15 protein-coding genes are annotated in these 15,470 nt (G+C 73.1%); 6 read left to right on the plus strand and 9 right to left on the minus strand.

The genetic code is table 11. The features are described from left to right. Position 1: 1 nt before the first annotated feature. Complete coding sequence (locus ICC28_RS04665) at positions 2–961, minus strand: SMP-30/gluconolactonase/LRE family protein (RefSeq protein WP_188287087.1); 960 nt, start codon at positions 959–961, stop codon at positions 2–4. A gap of 295 nt (positions 962–1,256) precedes the next feature. Here ICC28_RS04665 and ICC28_RS04670 point away from each other — a divergent pair, with 295 nt between their 5' ends. Continuing rightward, positions 1,257–2,987, plus strand: coding sequence for a S8 family peptidase (locus tag ICC28_RS04670; RefSeq protein WP_188287088.1), 1,731 nt, complete (start codon positions 1,257–1,259; stop codon positions 2,985–2,987). A gap of 14 nt (positions 2,988–3,001) precedes the next feature. Here ICC28_RS04670 and ICC28_RS40300 read toward each other — a convergent pair whose 3' ends face one another. Further along, positions 3,002–3,526: a hypothetical protein gene (locus tag ICC28_RS40300; RefSeq protein ID WP_223188340.1), complete on the minus strand. Its 525-nt coding sequence runs from the start codon at positions 3,524–3,526 to the stop codon at positions 3,002–3,004. On the opposite strand from ICC28_RS40300, the gene ICC28_RS40305 reads away from it, so the two are divergent. Beyond that, positions 3,521–3,715 (plus strand): hypothetical protein, encoded by a 195-nt coding sequence (locus tag ICC28_RS40305; RefSeq protein ID WP_223188341.1) that lies wholly within the window; start codon positions 3,521–3,523, stop codon positions 3,713–3,715. The two genes, ICC28_RS40300 and ICC28_RS40305, sit on opposite strands and share 6 nt — an antisense overlap. A gap of 84 nt (positions 3,716–3,799) precedes the next feature. On the opposite strand, the gene mshC is transcribed toward ICC28_RS40305, so the two are convergent. The 4 genes from mshC to ICC28_RS04695 all read right to left on the minus strand — a co-directional run bounded on the left by mshC (position 3,800) and on the right by ICC28_RS04695 (position 7,427). After that, complete coding sequence (mshC, locus tag ICC28_RS04680; protein WP_188287090.1) at positions 3,800–5,029, minus strand: cysteine--1-D-myo-inosityl 2-amino-2-deoxy-alpha-D-glucopyranoside ligase; 1,230 nt, start codon at positions 5,027–5,029, stop codon at positions 3,800–3,802. 241 nt (positions 5,030–5,270) lie between these two features. Continuing rightward, complete coding sequence (locus tag ICC28_RS04685; protein WP_188287091.1) at positions 5,271–6,089, minus strand: SCO1664 family protein; 819 nt, start codon at positions 6,087–6,089, stop codon at positions 5,271–5,273. Continuing rightward, the gene (locus tag ICC28_RS04690; protein ID WP_188287092.1) at positions 6,053–6,643 is read right to left on the minus strand and encodes a DUF3090 domain-containing protein; all 591 of its coding nucleotides are present in this window, start codon (positions 6,641–6,643) and stop codon (positions 6,053–6,055) included. Before ICC28_RS04690 ends, ICC28_RS04685 begins: the two co-directional genes overlap by 37 nt. 97 nt (positions 6,644–6,740) lie before the next feature. Beyond that, positions 6,741–7,427, minus strand: coding sequence for a histidine phosphatase family protein (locus ICC28_RS04695; protein ID WP_188287093.1), 687 nt, complete (start codon positions 7,425–7,427; stop codon positions 6,741–6,743). A gap of 62 nt (positions 7,428–7,489) precedes the next feature. Here ICC28_RS04695 and corA point away from each other — a divergent pair, with 62 nt between their 5' ends. After that, the gene (gene corA / locus ICC28_RS04700) at positions 7,490–8,485 is read left to right on the plus strand and encodes a magnesium/cobalt transporter CorA (protein ID WP_188287094.1); all 996 of its coding nucleotides are present in this window, start codon (positions 7,490–7,492) and stop codon (positions 8,483–8,485) included. Positions 8,486–8,497: 12 nt separating this feature from the next. Here the strand turns inward: corA and ICC28_RS04705 are convergent, their stop codons facing one another. Next, entirely contained in the window at positions 8,498–9,286 is a 789-nt protein-coding gene (locus ICC28_RS04705) for a ferritin-like domain-containing protein (protein WP_188287095.1), read from the minus strand. 214 nt (positions 9,287–9,500) lie between these two features. Further along, positions 9,501–10,556 carry an LLM class F420-dependent oxidoreductase gene (locus ICC28_RS04710; protein ID WP_188287096.1) on the minus strand — a complete coding sequence of 352 codons (1,056 nt, stop codon included), beginning with the start codon at positions 10,554–10,556 and terminating at the stop codon, positions 9,501–9,503. A 132-nt stretch (positions 10,557–10,688) separates the two neighbouring features. Between ICC28_RS04710 and ICC28_RS04715 the strand changes: the two genes are divergently transcribed. Both ICC28_RS04715 and ICC28_RS04720 read left to right on the plus strand, forming a co-directional pair. Next, entirely contained in the window at positions 10,689–11,672 is a 984-nt protein-coding gene (locus ICC28_RS04715; RefSeq protein WP_188287097.1) for an aldo/keto reductase, read from the plus strand. 488 nt (positions 11,673–12,160) lie between these two features. Further along, positions 12,161–14,341 (plus strand): helix-hairpin-helix domain-containing protein, encoded by a 2,181-nt coding sequence (locus tag ICC28_RS04720; protein ID WP_188287255.1) that lies wholly within the window; start codon positions 12,161–12,163, stop codon positions 14,339–14,341. A gap of 82 nt (positions 14,342–14,423) precedes the next feature. Here the strand turns inward: ICC28_RS04720 and ICC28_RS04725 are convergent, their stop codons facing one another. Continuing rightward, positions 14,424–15,179, minus strand: a complete 756-nt coding sequence (locus ICC28_RS04725; protein WP_188287098.1) for a hypothetical protein — start codon at positions 15,177–15,179, stop codon at positions 14,424–14,426. A 47-nt stretch (positions 15,180–15,226) separates the two neighbouring features. Between ICC28_RS04725 and ICC28_RS04730 the strand changes: the two genes are divergently transcribed. After that, positions 15,227–15,415 carry a DUF5703 family protein gene (locus tag ICC28_RS04730; protein ID WP_030053310.1) on the plus strand — a complete coding sequence of 63 codons (189 nt, stop codon included), beginning with the start codon at positions 15,227–15,229 and terminating at the stop codon, positions 15,413–15,415. Positions 15,416–15,470: the final 55 nt, after the last annotated feature.

Consider the following 15,470-nt stretch of genomic DNA (forward strand, 5'->3'; position numbering starts at 1 on the left):
GTCACTTGGGCACGGAGACGATGTCGTACGTCGTCCCGGGCGTCGGCGTCGTGGTGAACCGCGCGTTGGGCAGGTAGAGCCGGTCCCGGTGGGCGGCCACCGTCGTCGGCACGTCGAAGGCGGGGTCGGTGATGCGGCGCCGGAAGACACCGCTGCGACCGTCGGCGGCCAGGGTGAAGACGTCGACGGCGTTCTGCCGGTTCTGCACGACGTACAGGGTCCGGCCGATGAGGAGCAGTCCGTCGCCGTTGGTGAGGGGGGCCGCGTCGCCGAGGTCGACGAGTTCGGTGATGCCGGTGCGCGGGTCGACCCGGTGCAGGGCGCCGACGCCGGACTGCACGACGAGCAGCGCCGAGCCGTCCGGGGTGCGGGTGATGCCGTTGGCGTTCACGACCTCGCCGGGCACCTGGCTCCAGGCGCCGCCGAGCGGGATCGTCACGACGTCGTCCGCGCCGGGCAGCCGTCCGTGCCGGCCGAGCGGGAGGGCGTACAGCGCGGGCCGGTAGGAGTCGGTGAACCAGGCCGCGCCGGGGGTGAGGAACACGTCGTTGGCGAAGGTGGGGGTGGTGGTGCTGAGGACGTAGGAGGCGAGGATCTCGCCGCTGCGGGCGTCCACGACGCGGGCGCCCTCGCCGCGTCCGGCGACGAACAGCCGTCCCCGGTCGTCGAGTTTGAGTCCGACCGAGGGTGTGCCGGGTCCGGTCGAGACGATGCGGCCCGCCCCGGTGCGCAGGTCGGCGCGGTAGATGGAGCCGTCGCCGAGGGAGCCGAGGTAGGCGTACGGTCCGCCGCCGATCGTGATGCCCTCCGGACGGAAGCCGTCCGGCAGCGGGATCACGGCGGGCCGGCCCGCGGCGGCCGCCGGCGGGCCCGCCAGGGCGGCGCCGGCCGCGACCGCGCCGGCGGTGAGCAGGCCGCGGCGGCTGAGGGGATGTGCGAAGGAACCGTGTGTGGGTGCCACGGGGAGTCCTTCCGCGGAAAGGGGACCGGCAGTTGGCCGGTCCAGCGGTCAACTACCTGTCCACCCCACCACATACGCCGCCCTGGCTACAGCGTCAGCCAGTTGTTCGACAGCGTCTCGACAGCATCTGGCCGGATTGCGACGTGACAGCTGTTTCAGGCCGGATTGCACACGTTGCCCAATTCAACTTGTTCTCAAACCAAGTTGACGAAAACAGTCTGGACGCGCCGCCGCGTGAGTGCTTGGTTGTCCCACGAAGGCGACCACCCGCACGGACCGAAGGGAGCGGTACCCGATGACCGAGCAGGTACAGCCGGCGCAGGGCCCGGGGGCCTCCGGGCCGGGGCCCGACGGAGCGGGATTCACCTACCGAGGAGCCGAGCAGGAACTGATCGTCGTCGCCCGTCCCGAGGCCCGGCTGCGTGCTCGGACCGAGGGCGTACGGTCGGCCGCGGGCGCCGACGTGTCGGCCCTCAACATGTTCCTCGACGACGAACAGCTCGCCCTGGAGCCGCTGTTCGGCAGCGAGGAACGCCTGCAGCAGTCCGCGCCGGCCGGCGCGGAGAACGTGCCCGACCTCGCGCTGTTCTACCGGGTGCGGGGCGGGGAGAGCCGGGCCGCGGAGCTGCGCTCGCGCATCGCCGCGCTGCCGGGCATCGACACGGCGTACGTGAAACCGGGCGCCGTACCGGCCACCCTCGGGCAACCGAGCCCGGAGGAGAAGCGGTTGAAGGAGGGCGCGCCGGTCACCCCCGACTTCAGCAGCCGCCAGGGGTATCTGGGGCCCGCGCCCGAGGGCATCGACGCCCACTGGGCCTGGCAGCGGCCCGGCGGCACCGGCCGGGGCGTGACGGTGATCGACGTGGAGGGCGCCTGGCAGCTCGGCCACGAGGACCTCACCGCCAAGCTGTCCGGCGTTGTCGTCGGCACCCCGGTCAACGACCTCGCCTGGCGCAACCACGGCACCGCCGTCATCGGGGTGATCGGCGGTGACCGCAACGAGTACGGCGTGCACGGCGTCGTCCCGGACGCGGTGACCGCCGCCGCCTCCTTCCAGGGCGTGGGCACCGCGGCCGCGGTCCACGCGGCGGCGGAGCGGCTCGGCCCCGGTGACATCGTGCTGGTCGAACTCCACCGCCCGGGGCCCCGGTTCGAGTTCGCCGAGCGCGACGACCAGCGCGGCTACGTCGCCCTCGAATGGTGGCCGGACGACTTCGCGGCCGTCCGGCACGCCACCGCCCGGGGCGTGATCGTCGTGGCGGCCGCGGGCAACGGTGCCGAGTCGCTGGACGACGCGGTCTACGAGCGCCGTCCGGACGGATTCCCGGAGTGGTGGCGCAACCCGTTCAACCCGTCCAACCAGTCCTCCGGTGCCGTCCTGGTCGGCGCGGGCGCTCCGCCGCCCGGCACGCACGGCCGGGACCACGGCCCGGACCGGTCGCGGCTGGCGTTCTCCAACTACGGCTCGCGGGTGGACGCGCAGGGCTGGGGGCGCGAGGTCACGACCACCGGCGGCTTCTGGGACCGGCCCGGCGACCTGCAGGGCGGGCCCGAGGAGATCGCCTGGTACACGGACACGTTCTCGGGGACCTCCGCCGCCTCCCCGGTGGTGGTCGGCGCACTGGCCGCACTGCAGGGGATACTCAAGGCGGCCGACCAGAGCGCGATGTCCCCCGAACGCGCCCGCGCGGTACTGCGGGCGACCGGTTCGCCGCAGCAGGACGCGCCGGGCCGGCCCGCCTCGCAGCGGATCGGCAGCCGGCCCGACATCAAGTCGGCGGTCACGCACCTGCTGCCGCACGCGGTCGGCTCGGGCCAGGCCGAGCGGTACTGGGACGAACTCCTGCCGTACCCGCGTGAACTTCCGCCGAGGCTCCGGCTGTTCGTGTCCGGCGGCTGGCGGAACCTGAACCACCCGTCCCCCGAGATCCGCCAGGCGGTGCACTCCGCCTTCGCGGGGGGACGCCCCGACGTCCGAGTGTGGTTCTCGGACGACGAGATCGTCGGCCTGGTGATCACCGGCTGACGCAGCCCACGAGATCAAGGGAAGGTGACACCCGCATGAGCACCACCCCGCAGATGGGTCAACTGGGACAGCAGCAAGGCCAGCAGTTCCCGAGCACGTCGCCGTTCGGCCAGCAGGGCCAGCAGGGCCAGCAGGGCTACGGCCAGCAAGGCCAGCAGGGCTACGGCCAGCAAGGCCAGCAAGGTCAGCAGGGCCAGCAGGGCTACGGCCAGCAGGGTCAGCAGCCGTTCGGCGGCGGCATGGGCGGCGGCAGCGGCATGGGCGGTATGGGCGGCGGCTCGCTGGAGCAGCTCCAGCAGCTCGGCCAGCAGCAGCCGTACCAGCAGTTGCTGCAGCAGCTCGGCCAACAACAACAGCAGCAGCAGCCGTACGGCCAGCAGCAGACGCAGCAGCAGGACCAGCAGGCGCAGCAGTTCGAGCGGCAGATGCAGCAGGAGCTGCAGCAGGTCGTGCAGGCGGCCGTCCAGCAGGCCCAGCAGCAGGTCCAGCAGCAGGCACTCGCCGCCGGTGTGGCCAACGGCTACATCGACATCGTGCACCCGCTCCAGGGGCAGCCGCGGGCAATCTACCTGCGCATCAACAACCAGCTCCGCATCCTCATCAACCCGACCCCGCAGGCCCACGACGAGGTCCAGGAGGCCTTCGCGTTCGGCCACCAGGTGATCGGCGTCTGGGACACCCAGTCGCCGCACATCCTGCGGAGCGTCAGGGTCCAGAGGTTCATGTGACCCCGGCCGCGGGCCGGTGAGGGACCGGTGAACGACGGGGCGCTTCCTCCCCACGGAGGAAGCGCCCCCTTCGTGGGCGTACGCCTACAGGGCCACGCCGAGCAGTGCGTCGACGGCCCGGGACACCACGCCGGGGGCGGCGGTGTCGTCGCCGCCGCGCTCCTGCTGGAGCGCCGCCCAGCGGTCGACCGCGGCGAGCGCGGCCGGGGCGTCCAGGTCGTGGGCGAGGGCGTCGCGGATCTCCTCGACGAGCGCGTCGGCGGGCGGGCCGTCGGGGCGGGAGACGGCCGCGCGCCACCGGCCGAGGCGCTCAAGGGCGTCTTCGAGCACCTGGTCGGTCCATTCCCAGTCGGCCCGGTAGTGGTGGGACAGGAGCGCGAGCCGGATGGCGGCCGGGTCGACGCCGTCGCGGCGCAGCGTGGAGACGAAGACCAGGTTGCCCTTGGACTTGGACATCTTCTCGCCGTGCAGGGCGACCATGCCGGCGTGCACGTAGGCCTTGGCCATGGGGAACTCGCCGGTGAGCGCCTGGGCGTGCGAGGCGCCCATCTCGTGGTGCGGGAAGGCGAGGTCGGAGCCGCCGCCCTGGACGTCGAAGCCCATGCCGAGGTGGTCGAGGGCGATGGCGACGCACTCGATGTGCCAGCCGGGGCGTCCGCGGCCGAGCGAGCCGCCGTCCCAGCTGGGCTCGCCCTCGCGGGCGGCCATCCACAGCATCGGGTCGACCGGGTTCTTCTTGCCCGGCCGGTCCGGGTCGCCGCCGCGCTCGGCGGACAGCAGCCGCATCGCCGCGGCGTCGAGGCCGGAGACCTTGCCGAAGTGCGGGTCGGCCTCGACGGAGAAGTAGATGTCGCCGTCGATGTCGTAGGTGGCGCCCGCGTCCCGCAGCCGCTCGACGAGCGGCACGATGCCGGGTATCGCCTCGACGGCGCCGATGTAGTGCTGCGGGGGCAGCATGCGCAGGGCGGTCATGTCCTCGCGGAAGAGGGCGGTCTCCTTCTCGGCGAGGGCCACCCAGTCGATGCCGTCGCGCTCGGCGCGCTCCAGCAGCGGATCGTCGACGTCGGTGACGTTCTGCACGTAGTGGACCTGCCGCTTGGTGTCGAGCCACACGCGCTGCACGAGGTCGAACGCGTTGTAGGTCGCCGCGTGACCCAGGTGGGTCGCGTCGTACGGGGTGATGCCGCAGACGTAGATACGGGCGACGGGACCGGGGTCGAGGGTGACGAGGCCGCCGGTCGCGGTGTCGTGGATCCGGAGGTCGCGGCCCTTGCCGGGCAGGGCGGGGACCTCAGAAGCGGGCCAGGCATACATGTCATGAGCGTAACCGGACCGAGGTTCCATATACGAACCGGACGGGCCCGGATGGCCGGGGAGGCCCTCTTGCGCGCCGGAGGCCTTTGTGCCGTGCGCTCCTGCGGAGGTGCCGTGCGGTGTCGTGGTTCGCCTGCGGACTCGTCGTGGCTGGTCGGGCCCCGCGGCGGAGCCGCTGACGGATACAGCCCCGCGCCCCTTCGGGGCGCTGCCGCACCGCGGTCGAACGCGCAAGGTCCGCTCAGACCGGGGGCCAGGGGATCGCGGGCCACTCGCCGCTCGGTTCGGGGTGGCGGCCCGAGGTGAGCAGGGCGTCGACACGCGCGCGTGTGGCGTCGATCTCCGCCGGGGTGATCAGGCCGGGCAGGGTGGTGGCGAGCTGGCCGTCCGGCTCCAGGGACTCCTTGAGGGCCTTGAGCACCTCGACGGCCTCGCCGGTCAGGGGCTCCCCCGCCCAGCCCCACAGCAGGGTGCGCAGCTTGTTCTCCACGTTGAAGGTGACCCCGTGGTCGATGCCGTACAGGCGCCCGTCGGGAGCCGGCAGCAGGTGGCCGCCCTTGCGGTCGGCGTTGTTGACCACGGCGTCGAGGACGGCGAGCCGCCGCAGCCGTTCGTCGTCGGCGTGCACCAGCAGGGCGGTGCGGCCCTCACCGACCTCGGCGAAGCCGATCGCCTTCCAGCCCGGCTCCGGTTCCTCGGCGTCCACCAGGGCGAGGAGTTCGGAGTCGGGGGCGGCGTCGATCCACAGCTGGCACATGCCCTCGCCGTACGGCCCGTCCCGCAGCACGGTGGGGGGTACCAGTCCCCAGCCGGTCGCCTCGGAGACGGCGTACGCGGCGACCTCGCGCCCGGCGAGGTTGCCGTCGGGGAAGTCCCACAGGGGCCGCTCCCCGGCGACCGGCTTGTAGATGCAGGACGCCTGCCGTCCCTCGTGGGTGACCGTGCACAGCAGCGCCGCGTTGGACGCCTCACGGATGCGTCCGCGTACGGTCAGCTCGCCCTCGGTGAGCAGGTCCACCGGGGTCACGCTCCGCGGCGGTATCCGTTCTGGCGCGGACATACGTGTCCCTCCGGGTCCAGGGGCAGGCTGCACAGCGGGCACGGCGGCCGCCCGGCGTTGACGATGTCCAGGGCGCGCTTGGCGAAGGCCCGGGCCTGCGCGCCGGTGAGCCGGACCCGCAGCATCGGGGGGCCGTTCTCCTCGTCCTGCAGCAGCCGCTCCTCGGCCTCGGCGAGGTCCTCCTCGGACTCGGCGTCGAGCTCGACCAGCGCCTGCGCCTCGACGATCATGCGCTGCTCGTCGCCGTCCCAGGCCAGCGCCATGGTGCCGACCCGGAACTCCTCCTCGATCGGCGTGTCGAGGGGCGCGGTGTCGGCGACCTCGGCGGGGGCCACGGCGGGCACGGCCGCGCTGCCGCCGCTGCGGCGCACGACCTCGTCCAGCAGTTCGTCCATGCGCTCGGCGAGCGCGGCCACCTGTGTCTTCTCCAGGGCCACGCTGGTCACCCGGGGGCCGGCGGAGGCCTGGAGAAAGAACGTACGGCGTCCGGGCAGTCCGACCGTGCCGGCCACGAAACGCTCCGGCGGGTCGTAGAGGAACACCTGACGGGACACGTCCTGTCTCCATGGGAATCGTGAGTACGTGCGTGTGTACGTGCCTATGTACGGCAACGCGCTTGTGCGGACCGCTTCACCCTACTGCGCCCGACGATCACGGTGCGCCCGCACCGCCCCCGACCGGAGCGTCGCCGGCCGGCGGTTCCTCGCGCGGCGCCAGGGACGCGAAGTCACCGGTGTCGCCGAGGCGGACGAGAAACGGCCGCAGCCGGGTGTAGCGGATCGCGGTGATGGAACACGGTTCGACGGAGATCCGCTGGAAGAGGTCGAGATGAAGCCCGAGCGCGTCCGCGACGAGGGACTTGATGATGTCCCCGTGCGAGCACATGAGGTACACGGCGTCGGCGCCGTGCTCGCGCTCCACGCGCGCGTTCCACTCGCGTACGGCCTCGGCCGCACGGGTCTGCATCGCCCGCATGGACTCGCCGCCGGGGAAGGCGGCGGCGGACGGGTGGGCCTGGACGACCTCCATCAAGGGCTCGTCGCCCAGTTCGGAGAGCTTGCGGCCGGACCAGTCTCCGTAGTCGCACTCCCCGATCCGGTCCTCGGTGCGGGGTTCGAGTTCCGGCCGGGCGTCGAGCAGGGGTCGGATCGTCTCCCGGCAGCGCTGCAACGGGCTGGTGACGACCTCGGAGATCGGCAGTCCGGCGAGGCGTCCGGGCAGCGCGGCGGCCTGGGCGGTCCCGCGCTCGTCGAGGGCGACGCCGGGCATCCGGCCGGCCAGCAGGCCCTCGGTGTTGGCGGTGGAGCGTCCGTGCCGGACCAGGATCAGCGTGGGCATGCGGCCCAGGGTAGGCGCACTCGGGGGTGCGCCGGCCGGGGGCGGACGGGAGAATACGCTCCGTGATCGTCGACTGCGCCATCTACCGTGACGGGCACCGCCGGGAGGGCCCCGAGGACCTCTCCGCCGCGCTCGGCGAGGCGCGCGCCTCGGGCGGGTTCGTCTGGATCGGGCTGCACCAGCCGTCCGAGCGGGAGTTCGACCTGGTCACCCAGGAGTTCGGCCTGCACCCGCTGGCCGTCGAGGACGCCCTCAAGGCCCATCAGCGGCCCAAGCTGGAGGTCTACGACGACTCGCTCTTCCTGGTCCTCAAGCCGGTCGTCTACGAGCCACGGAGCGACGTGGTCTCCACGGGCGAGGTCATGATCTTCATCGGTGAGGCGTTCGTGGTCACCGTCCGCCATGGCGAGGGTTCCCCGCTGAAGGCCGTACGGCAGCGTCTGGAGCGGGAGCCGGAGCTGCTCGGCAAGGGGCCCACCTCGGTGCTCTACGCCGTCTCGGACGCGACCGTCGACCACTACCTGGAGGTGGCGACCGAACTGCAGACGGACCTGGAGGAGTTGGAGGCGGAGGTCTTCTCGCCGGACGGCGGGGGCTCCCGGCGGACCGCGTCCCGGATCTACGGCTTCAAGCGGCAGGTTCTGGAGTTCCGGCGGGCGACGGGACCGCTGGCGATGCCGCTCGCCCGGCTCTCCGGCACGGGCGTGTTCGGCGGCCCGGTGCCGTTCGTGGACGACCGGGCGCGGCCCTTCTTCCGGGACGTGAACGACCATCTCACGCGCGTGAACGAGTCCGTGGAGAGCCTGGACCGGCTGGTCTCCGACATCCTCTCGGCGCATCTGGCGCAGATGAGCGTCCGGCAGAACGACGACATGCGGAAGATCTCCGCGTGGGCGGCCATGGCCGCGGTCCCCACGATGATCGCGGGGATCTACGGCATGAACTTCGACCACATGCCCGAGCTGCACTGGATGTGGTCGTATCCGGCCGTGATCGCGCTCATGGCCGCCCTGGAGGTGCTGCTGTACCGGCTGTTCAAGAGCCGGGGGTGGCTGTAGGGCCGGGCGGGGTCAGGCGAGTTCGGGTGCCGAATTCGCCGGGCCGCCCAGGGCGTCGCGGCGCTCGGGCATCTTCAGTGACACCATGCGTCGCCAGCCCGCGGCGCGCTCCCAGACGTACACCGCGTGGATGCCCGCCGCGAGCGTCGCCGACTTCGCTCTCGGCCAGCCGAGGATGCGTCCCATGCGGGCCATGACCGCGAGGCTGACGTTCCGGTAGATGCGGATCTCGGCCAGGGCGCACTCCCGCAGGGTCTGCTGGATGGCGCGGCCGTGGCCGGCGCGGGCGAGGCGCAGCAGTTCCTCGTGGCAGTAGGCGAGGTGGTTGTCCTCGTCGTTGGAGATCATCCTGACCGCGCGGCCGAGGTCGGGATGGTCCGCGAAGTGCTTGCGCAGCAGCTCCATCTCCTCCGAGGCGCGCTGCTCGGTGACCCTGCTGTGGGCGAGGTAGGTGACGATGTCCTGCACCGTCAGCGGCTCCTCGCCCTTGAGCTTCTCGTGGGCGAGGCCGATGCCGTGCTTCTCCAGCAGCATCGTGTAGTCGGTCTCGGGCGGGACGGGGACGGGTTCGAGGCCGCGCTTCTTCATCAGGGCGTTGAAGATCCGCCCGTGCTTGTCCTCGTCCGCCCCGTGACGGGTGATCTTGGGGGCGAGAGCGCGCTCGCTCTCGGGAACGAGCGCGGCGATACGGGCGTTCTCCCAGCCGCCCTGGGACTCCCCGCTCGCGGCGATGGAGCAGAACAGGGCGAAGGACTCGTCGTTGTCGAGGATCTCCTGGAACAGGCTCTTGGCCGAAAGCATGGTGGGCACCTCTCTGCAGGATCCGCGAGGGACGAGTCAAATGCGGCGCGAGGGGTGCTGCAACAGTTGTGTCGGACAACTCCGCCAAAAGGAGGACCCGAACGGGGGCGCGGGGGCGTAACCGGGCGGCCTCACAGGCGTTGTTCTGCGTGACGGCCGTGGCGGGGAAGACCCCCGAGCCCCCACCACGGCCGCAGAGACCTTCCGCCGCCCGTTATGCCAGTCCGGCCCGCTCCAGGGCCTCGGTGCCGGCGCGCAGCGAGGCGAGGCGCTCGTCGAGGGTGAAGCCCGCGGGGGCGAGGGAGAGGGTGGTGACTCCCGCCTCGGCATAGGCCTTCATGCGGTCCGCGATGCGGTCGACCGAGCCGAGGAGGGTGGTGCTGTCGATCAGGTCGTGCGGGACGGCGGCCGCCGCACCCTGCTTGTCGCCGGAGAGGTACTTGGCCTGGATCTCGGCGGCTTCCTTCTCGTAGCCCATGCGCTGGGCGAGCTGGTTGTAGAAGTTCTGCTTGGGGCTGCCCATGCCGCCGACGTAGAGCGCGGTGTAGGGGCGGAAGGTGTCGGCGAGGGCGGCCACGTCCTTGTCGTCGCCGACGGCGAGGGGCACGGTCGGGCAGACGTCGAAGCCGTCGAGCGTCTTTCCGGCCTTCTCTCGGCCCGCGCGCAGGTACTTGATGGTGGTGTCCTCCAGGTGCTCGGCGGAGGGGAAGATCAGCAGCGCGCCGTCGGCGATCTCACCGGTCTGTTCGAGGTTCTTCGGGCCGATCGCGGCGATGTACAGCGGGATGTGCTCGCGGGTGGGGTGCACGGTGAGCTTGATGGGCTTGCCGGGGCCGCCGGGGAGGGGGAGTGTCCAGTGCTCGCCGTCGTGGGTGAGGCGTTCGCGGGACATGGCCTTGCGGACGATCTCGACGTACTCGCGGGTGCGGGCGAGGGGCTTGTCGAACTTGATGCCGTACCAGCCCTCGGAGACCTGGGGTCCGGAGACGCCGAGGCCGAGGCGGAAGCGGCCGCCGGAGAGCGAGTCGAGGGTGGCGGCGGTCATCGCGGTCATCGCCGGCTGGCGGGCCGGGATCTGGAAGATGGCCGAGCCGACGTCGATGCGCTCGGTCTGGGCGGCGACCCAGCTGAGTACGGTGGCGGCGTCCGAGCCGTAGGCCTCGGCGGCCCAGCAGACGGCGTAGCCGAGCCGGTCGGCTTCCTGGGCCACGGCGAGGTTGTCCCCGTCCATTCCGGCGCCCCAGTAGCCGAGGTTGATCCCGAGCTGCATGGCCGATCCCCTTACTGGTCAGTAACGTCCCTGTGTGCAGACCATAGCGCGCCGACGACGGCCCGTGCGGAGCGGGAACCGGTTATCCACAGGTACCCACACGACAGGTTCTGGCCAGTAATCTCGGCGTCCATGGAGCAGAGGCATCTCGGCCGTACCGGCCTTCGTGTGTCCCGTATCGGACTCGGCACGCTCACCTGGGGCAGGGACACCGACGAGCACGACGCCGCGGACCTCTTGAAGACGTTCTGGGAAGCCGGGGGCACGCTCGTCGACACGGCCGACGTCTACGGTGACGGGCAGGCCGAGTATCTGCTCGGACAGCTCATAGAAGGGCTCGTGCCGCGCCGGGACCTGGTCATCTCGACCAAGGCGGGCAGCGTGCCGGATCCGGACCGCCGGTTCGACGGCTCCCGCGGGCATCTGCTGGCTGCGCTGGACGCCTCGCTCGCCCGGCTCGGCACGGACTACGTGGATGTGTGGCACGTCCACGCCTTCGACCCGGACACCCCGCTGGAGGAGACCCTCCAGGCGCTCGACCTTGCGGTCAGCAGCGGCCGCGCCCGCTATGCCGGTGTCTCCAACTTCTGCGGCTGGCAGCTCGCCAAGGCGGCGACCTGGCAGTTGGCGGCGCCGGGGGCGCGCACCCGGCTGGCGAGCACGCAGCTGGAGTACTCGCTGCTCCAGCGCGGTGTCGAGCGGGAGGTGCTGCCTGCCGCGCTCGACCTCGGCATCGGGCTGCTGCCCTCATCGCCGCTCGGCCGCGGCGTCCTCACCGGCAAGTACCGGGACGCCACACCGCCCGACTCCCGCGGTGCCTCCGAGCATCTCGCGCCCTTCGTCGCGCCCTACCTCGACGACACGGCCGGCAGGATCGTGGACGCCGTGCAGACCGCGGCGGACGGGCTTGCGGTGACCCCGCTCCAGGTGGCCCTCGCCTGGGTGCGCGACCGGCCCGGGGTGACCGCGCCCGTGGTCGGCGCGCGCAACGCGCAGCAGCTCACGGCGGCATTGTCAGTGGAGACGCTTAGTCTTCCTGACGAGATCTGCCGGGCGCTGGACGATGTGTCGGCGCCCGTGCACCGCTATCCCGATCACGACTGGAGCACGCTGTGAGCACGGAGCCCGACCACACGGAGGACACCGAGCCGCGACCGCCGGCCGCTGCCGACGGTGACACCGCCGGGGGCGGCGGGTCCGAGCCCAAGGTCGAACCCGAAGGCGACGGCGCGCCCCGCACACCCGAGGCCGACGCCGACGGCACGGACCGGACGCCCGACGCCCGCGCAGCCGGAACCGACAGCACGAGCACCGCCCCGGACGCCGGCAGCACCGACACGGCCCGAACGGCAGCCGACGCGGGAAGCAACGCGGGCGAGGCGGCCGGGACTGACGGGGGCCGGGACGCCGAGGCCGACAGCACGGGCACCGCCCCGGACGCCGGCAGCACGGACACGGCCCGAACGGCAGCCGACGCGGGAAGCAACGCACCCGAGGCAGCCGGGACTGACGGGGGCCGGGACGCCGAAGCCGACAGCACAGGCACCGCCCCGGACGCCAGCAGCACGGACACGGCCCGGGCGAGCGCAGTCGACGAAGACCACGTGGCCCGGCCGACCGGCGGCGACCGTGTGGACGTAGCGGCCGGGTCTGGCGGCGGACAGGCCGTCGGGGCCGACGGCGTCGGTGCGGTGCCGGATGCCGGGAGCGAAGGGACGGGCCGGGTGGCCCAGCCCGACGGAAGCGACGGCGCAGGGGCGGGACAGGAGGACGCGGGCGGCGGGGCCCAGTTGTCCGAGGCCGAGGCCGAGCTTGCCGCGCAGCGGGTGGAGCGGGAGCGGATCGCGCGGCGGAAGGCCGAGAAGAAGAGCCCCGTCGAGGCCGGCGCCAAGCTCAGTGGCACGGCTGCCGATCTGCTGGCCGCCGTTCGGGCCGTGGAGAGCGGTGCGAAGCCCGCGGCCACCGTCTTCAGCGAGCCCCCCGCGCCGCGGCGGCCCGCTCCGGAGCCGGTGCGCCGGGCGCAGCCCGTGGCGGTCGACGCTCCCCCGGCCCCCGCGCCGGAGGCCGTCGAGGGCGTGCGGCGCGTGCTGGTCGAGGGGGGCGCTCCCGACACCCTCGCGTCGCAGGTCGCCGCCGCTCTCGGAGAGGGCGCCGAGGACCGGCTGCGGTCCGATCCCTGGCAGTTGCTGCGGGTCGGCGGCGTGCGGCCCGAGCAGGCCGACGGGTTCGCGCGGGCGCTGCTCGGGGCGGAGTGCCGGCCGGACGACGAGCGGCGCGGGCGGGCCGTCACCGGCTGGCTGTTGGAGCAGGCCGCCGTCGCCGGGCACACCGCGCTGGAGATGCCGACACTCACCGCGGCGCTCCAGCGGCAGGGCGTGCCGGATCCGGACGCGGCCGTGCAGAGCGCGATCGCCGAGGGCGAGGCGCTGGTCTTCCAGGACGCCCTGGACGGCGCCCCGGCCGAGGCGGACGGGGAGGAGGACGAGGACGAGGCGCGCCCGGTGCGGATCCTCGTCGGGCTCGAACGGTACGCCCTCGCCGAGGAGAGCCTCGCCGACGGCCTGGGCCGGCTCGTCAACTCGGTGCCCAAGCAGGACGGTTCGGCGGAGCAGTGGGAGGCCGCCGCTGCCGCGGCCGAGGGTTCCGCCGCTGACCTGATCCGCGCCGTCGCGGGGCACGGGCTGGTCCTGCACACCGGTGGGGCCGCCGCCCTGGCCGAACCGGCGGCGCTGCTGCGCGCGGCCGACGGTCTCGGCGTACGCGCCTGGGCCGCCGCCCACGGCCCGCTGGGCCGGGACCGGTGCGCGGCGCTCGTCGGGGACGGCCCGGGCGTGGCCACCGTGAGCGGACTCCTGTCCGGCGCCGAGGGGCCCGGGCGGGACGCCGACGGAGCGCTGGACCTCGACCTCCTCGTCGTGCTCGACGCGCCCCAGCTCGACGTCGAGACGGGGGCGCTGCTCGCGGAGTCGCTGCCGGACGGGGCCCGGCTGGTGCTGTCCGGGGACCCGGGCGTGCTGTGGTCGGCGGGCCCGGGGCGGGTGTTCGCGGACCTGCTGGCGGCGCGGGTCTGCCCGCAGGTCGCCTCCCGGCGGCCGGACCCCGGTCCGCTGGGCGAGCTGGTCTCCGGGGTCGGCATCGGCGAGCTGACCCAGGTCGAGGCCCCCGGCAAGGAGGTCGTGATCGTGCCCGTGCGGGACGCGGGCGAGGCCGTGCACCGGACCGTGCAGCTCGTCGCGGACTCGGTGCCCCGGGCGATCGGGGTGCCGGCCGAGGAGACGCAGGTGATCACTCCAGGGCACGGCGGTGCGGCCGGCACCCGTGCGCTGAACGCGGCGCTGAAGGAGCGGCTCAACCCGGGGCCCGGCCGGTTCGGCGGCTTCGACCCCGGCGACCGGGTCGCCTACTCCCCCGCGCCGGGACGCACGGTGCCCGGCCGGGTGGTGAAGGCCGACGCCGACGGGCTGCACCTGTCGTGTGCGGGCGCCTCCGTCGTCGTACCGAAGGAGCGGGTGGAGCGGACCGTGCGGCACGGCTGGGCGCTCACCGCGCACCAGGCCGTGGGCGGCCGGTGGCCCGCGGTGGTGGTCGTGCTCCCCGGGGACGCGGCGGCGGCGCTCAGCAGACCGTGGGTGTACACGGCGTTCGGGCGGGCCGAGCGGCATCTGTCCGTGGTGCACGGCGTGGAACAGGCGCTGGCCAGGGCCGTGGCCGAGGTCCCGGCCAAGCCGCGCACGACCCGCCTGCCGGCCCTGCTCGCCCCGCAGGTGCCCGCCACCGCCCAGTAGCGCGCGGTAGCGGATACGACGAGGGCGGCGGACCGGAGTGTCTGCTCCGGTCCGCCGCCCTCGCGCCGGTGGACGCGTCCGGTCAGCGCCTGCCTTCCACGTCCAGCGGCTCCAGGTCCTCGTCCTCGTCCAGGTCCGCGTCCAGATCCTCGTCGAGGTCGTCGTCCACGTCCTCGACGTCCTCGACGTCCTCGACGTCCTCGGTCTCGTCCACGGAGTCCTCCGCGTCGAGGTCGTCGTCGAAGACCGCGCTGACGTCGAAGCGGCACACCACCCGCTGCGGGTCGGTCTGCTCGAACGGCGCCTCCAGCCATTCGCCGGGGTCGGCCGGCTCGTCCGCCGCGGTCACCCACAGCGTGGAGTCGCCCTCCTCAAGGCCGAACTCCTTGTGCCGGGAGGCGATCTCGTCCGGCTCGAACTCGCCGAACAGGATGCCCAGCGCCCCGTGGACCGTGCCGGAGACCTCGCCGTCCGCGCCCTCGTCGTAGTCCGCCGCCTCCACCCGCTGGGCCTGCGCCATCAGCCGCTGCGGTTCCGCCACGGCGTAGTCGCGGCGGATCAGGACGCTCAGCGCGCTGGGTTCCTCGGGCCCGGTGTACGGCGGCAGGGCGTCGTCCGACCCCGGGATCTCGAAGGGCGTGACCTCGTCGTAGCGGTCGTAGAGCAGCTCGTCGTACGCCTCCGCGGCCGTGGCCAGCTCGTTGAACGCCTCGTAGACGGCCGGGTCGTCCTCGCCCGACCTGCGTTCGACCGCGGCCAGGTGGCGGTCGAGCGCGGTCTTGACCGCCTCAGCGGCGGCGCGTACCTCGGCAGCTGTGGGCTGCGCAGCATCAGACATAGTGCAGACGCTATCCGTACCGGGCCCCAGCCCGCACAATAGATGCGATGCCGGAATACGAATTTGTCGACGTGTACGTACCGCGCGGGGTCTCCCGCAAGGACGCCACACGCCTGCTGACGGACCACGCCGAGTACGGACACTGGGAATTGGACCGACTGAGCCTGCTGCGCGACGGAAGCCGCAAGGTGCGGCTGCGCCGGAGGATCATCCGCCAGGTGCGCGCCACCTGGTGAGCAGGACGGCCGGAGACGGAGCGGGCCCCGCGCGAGGCGGGGCCCGCTCCGTACC

The organism is Streptomyces sp. TRM68416 (assembly GCF_014596915.1).
In the GTDB taxonomy this organism is placed as follows: Bacteria; Actinomycetota; Actinomycetes; order Streptomycetales; family Streptomycetaceae; genus Streptomyces.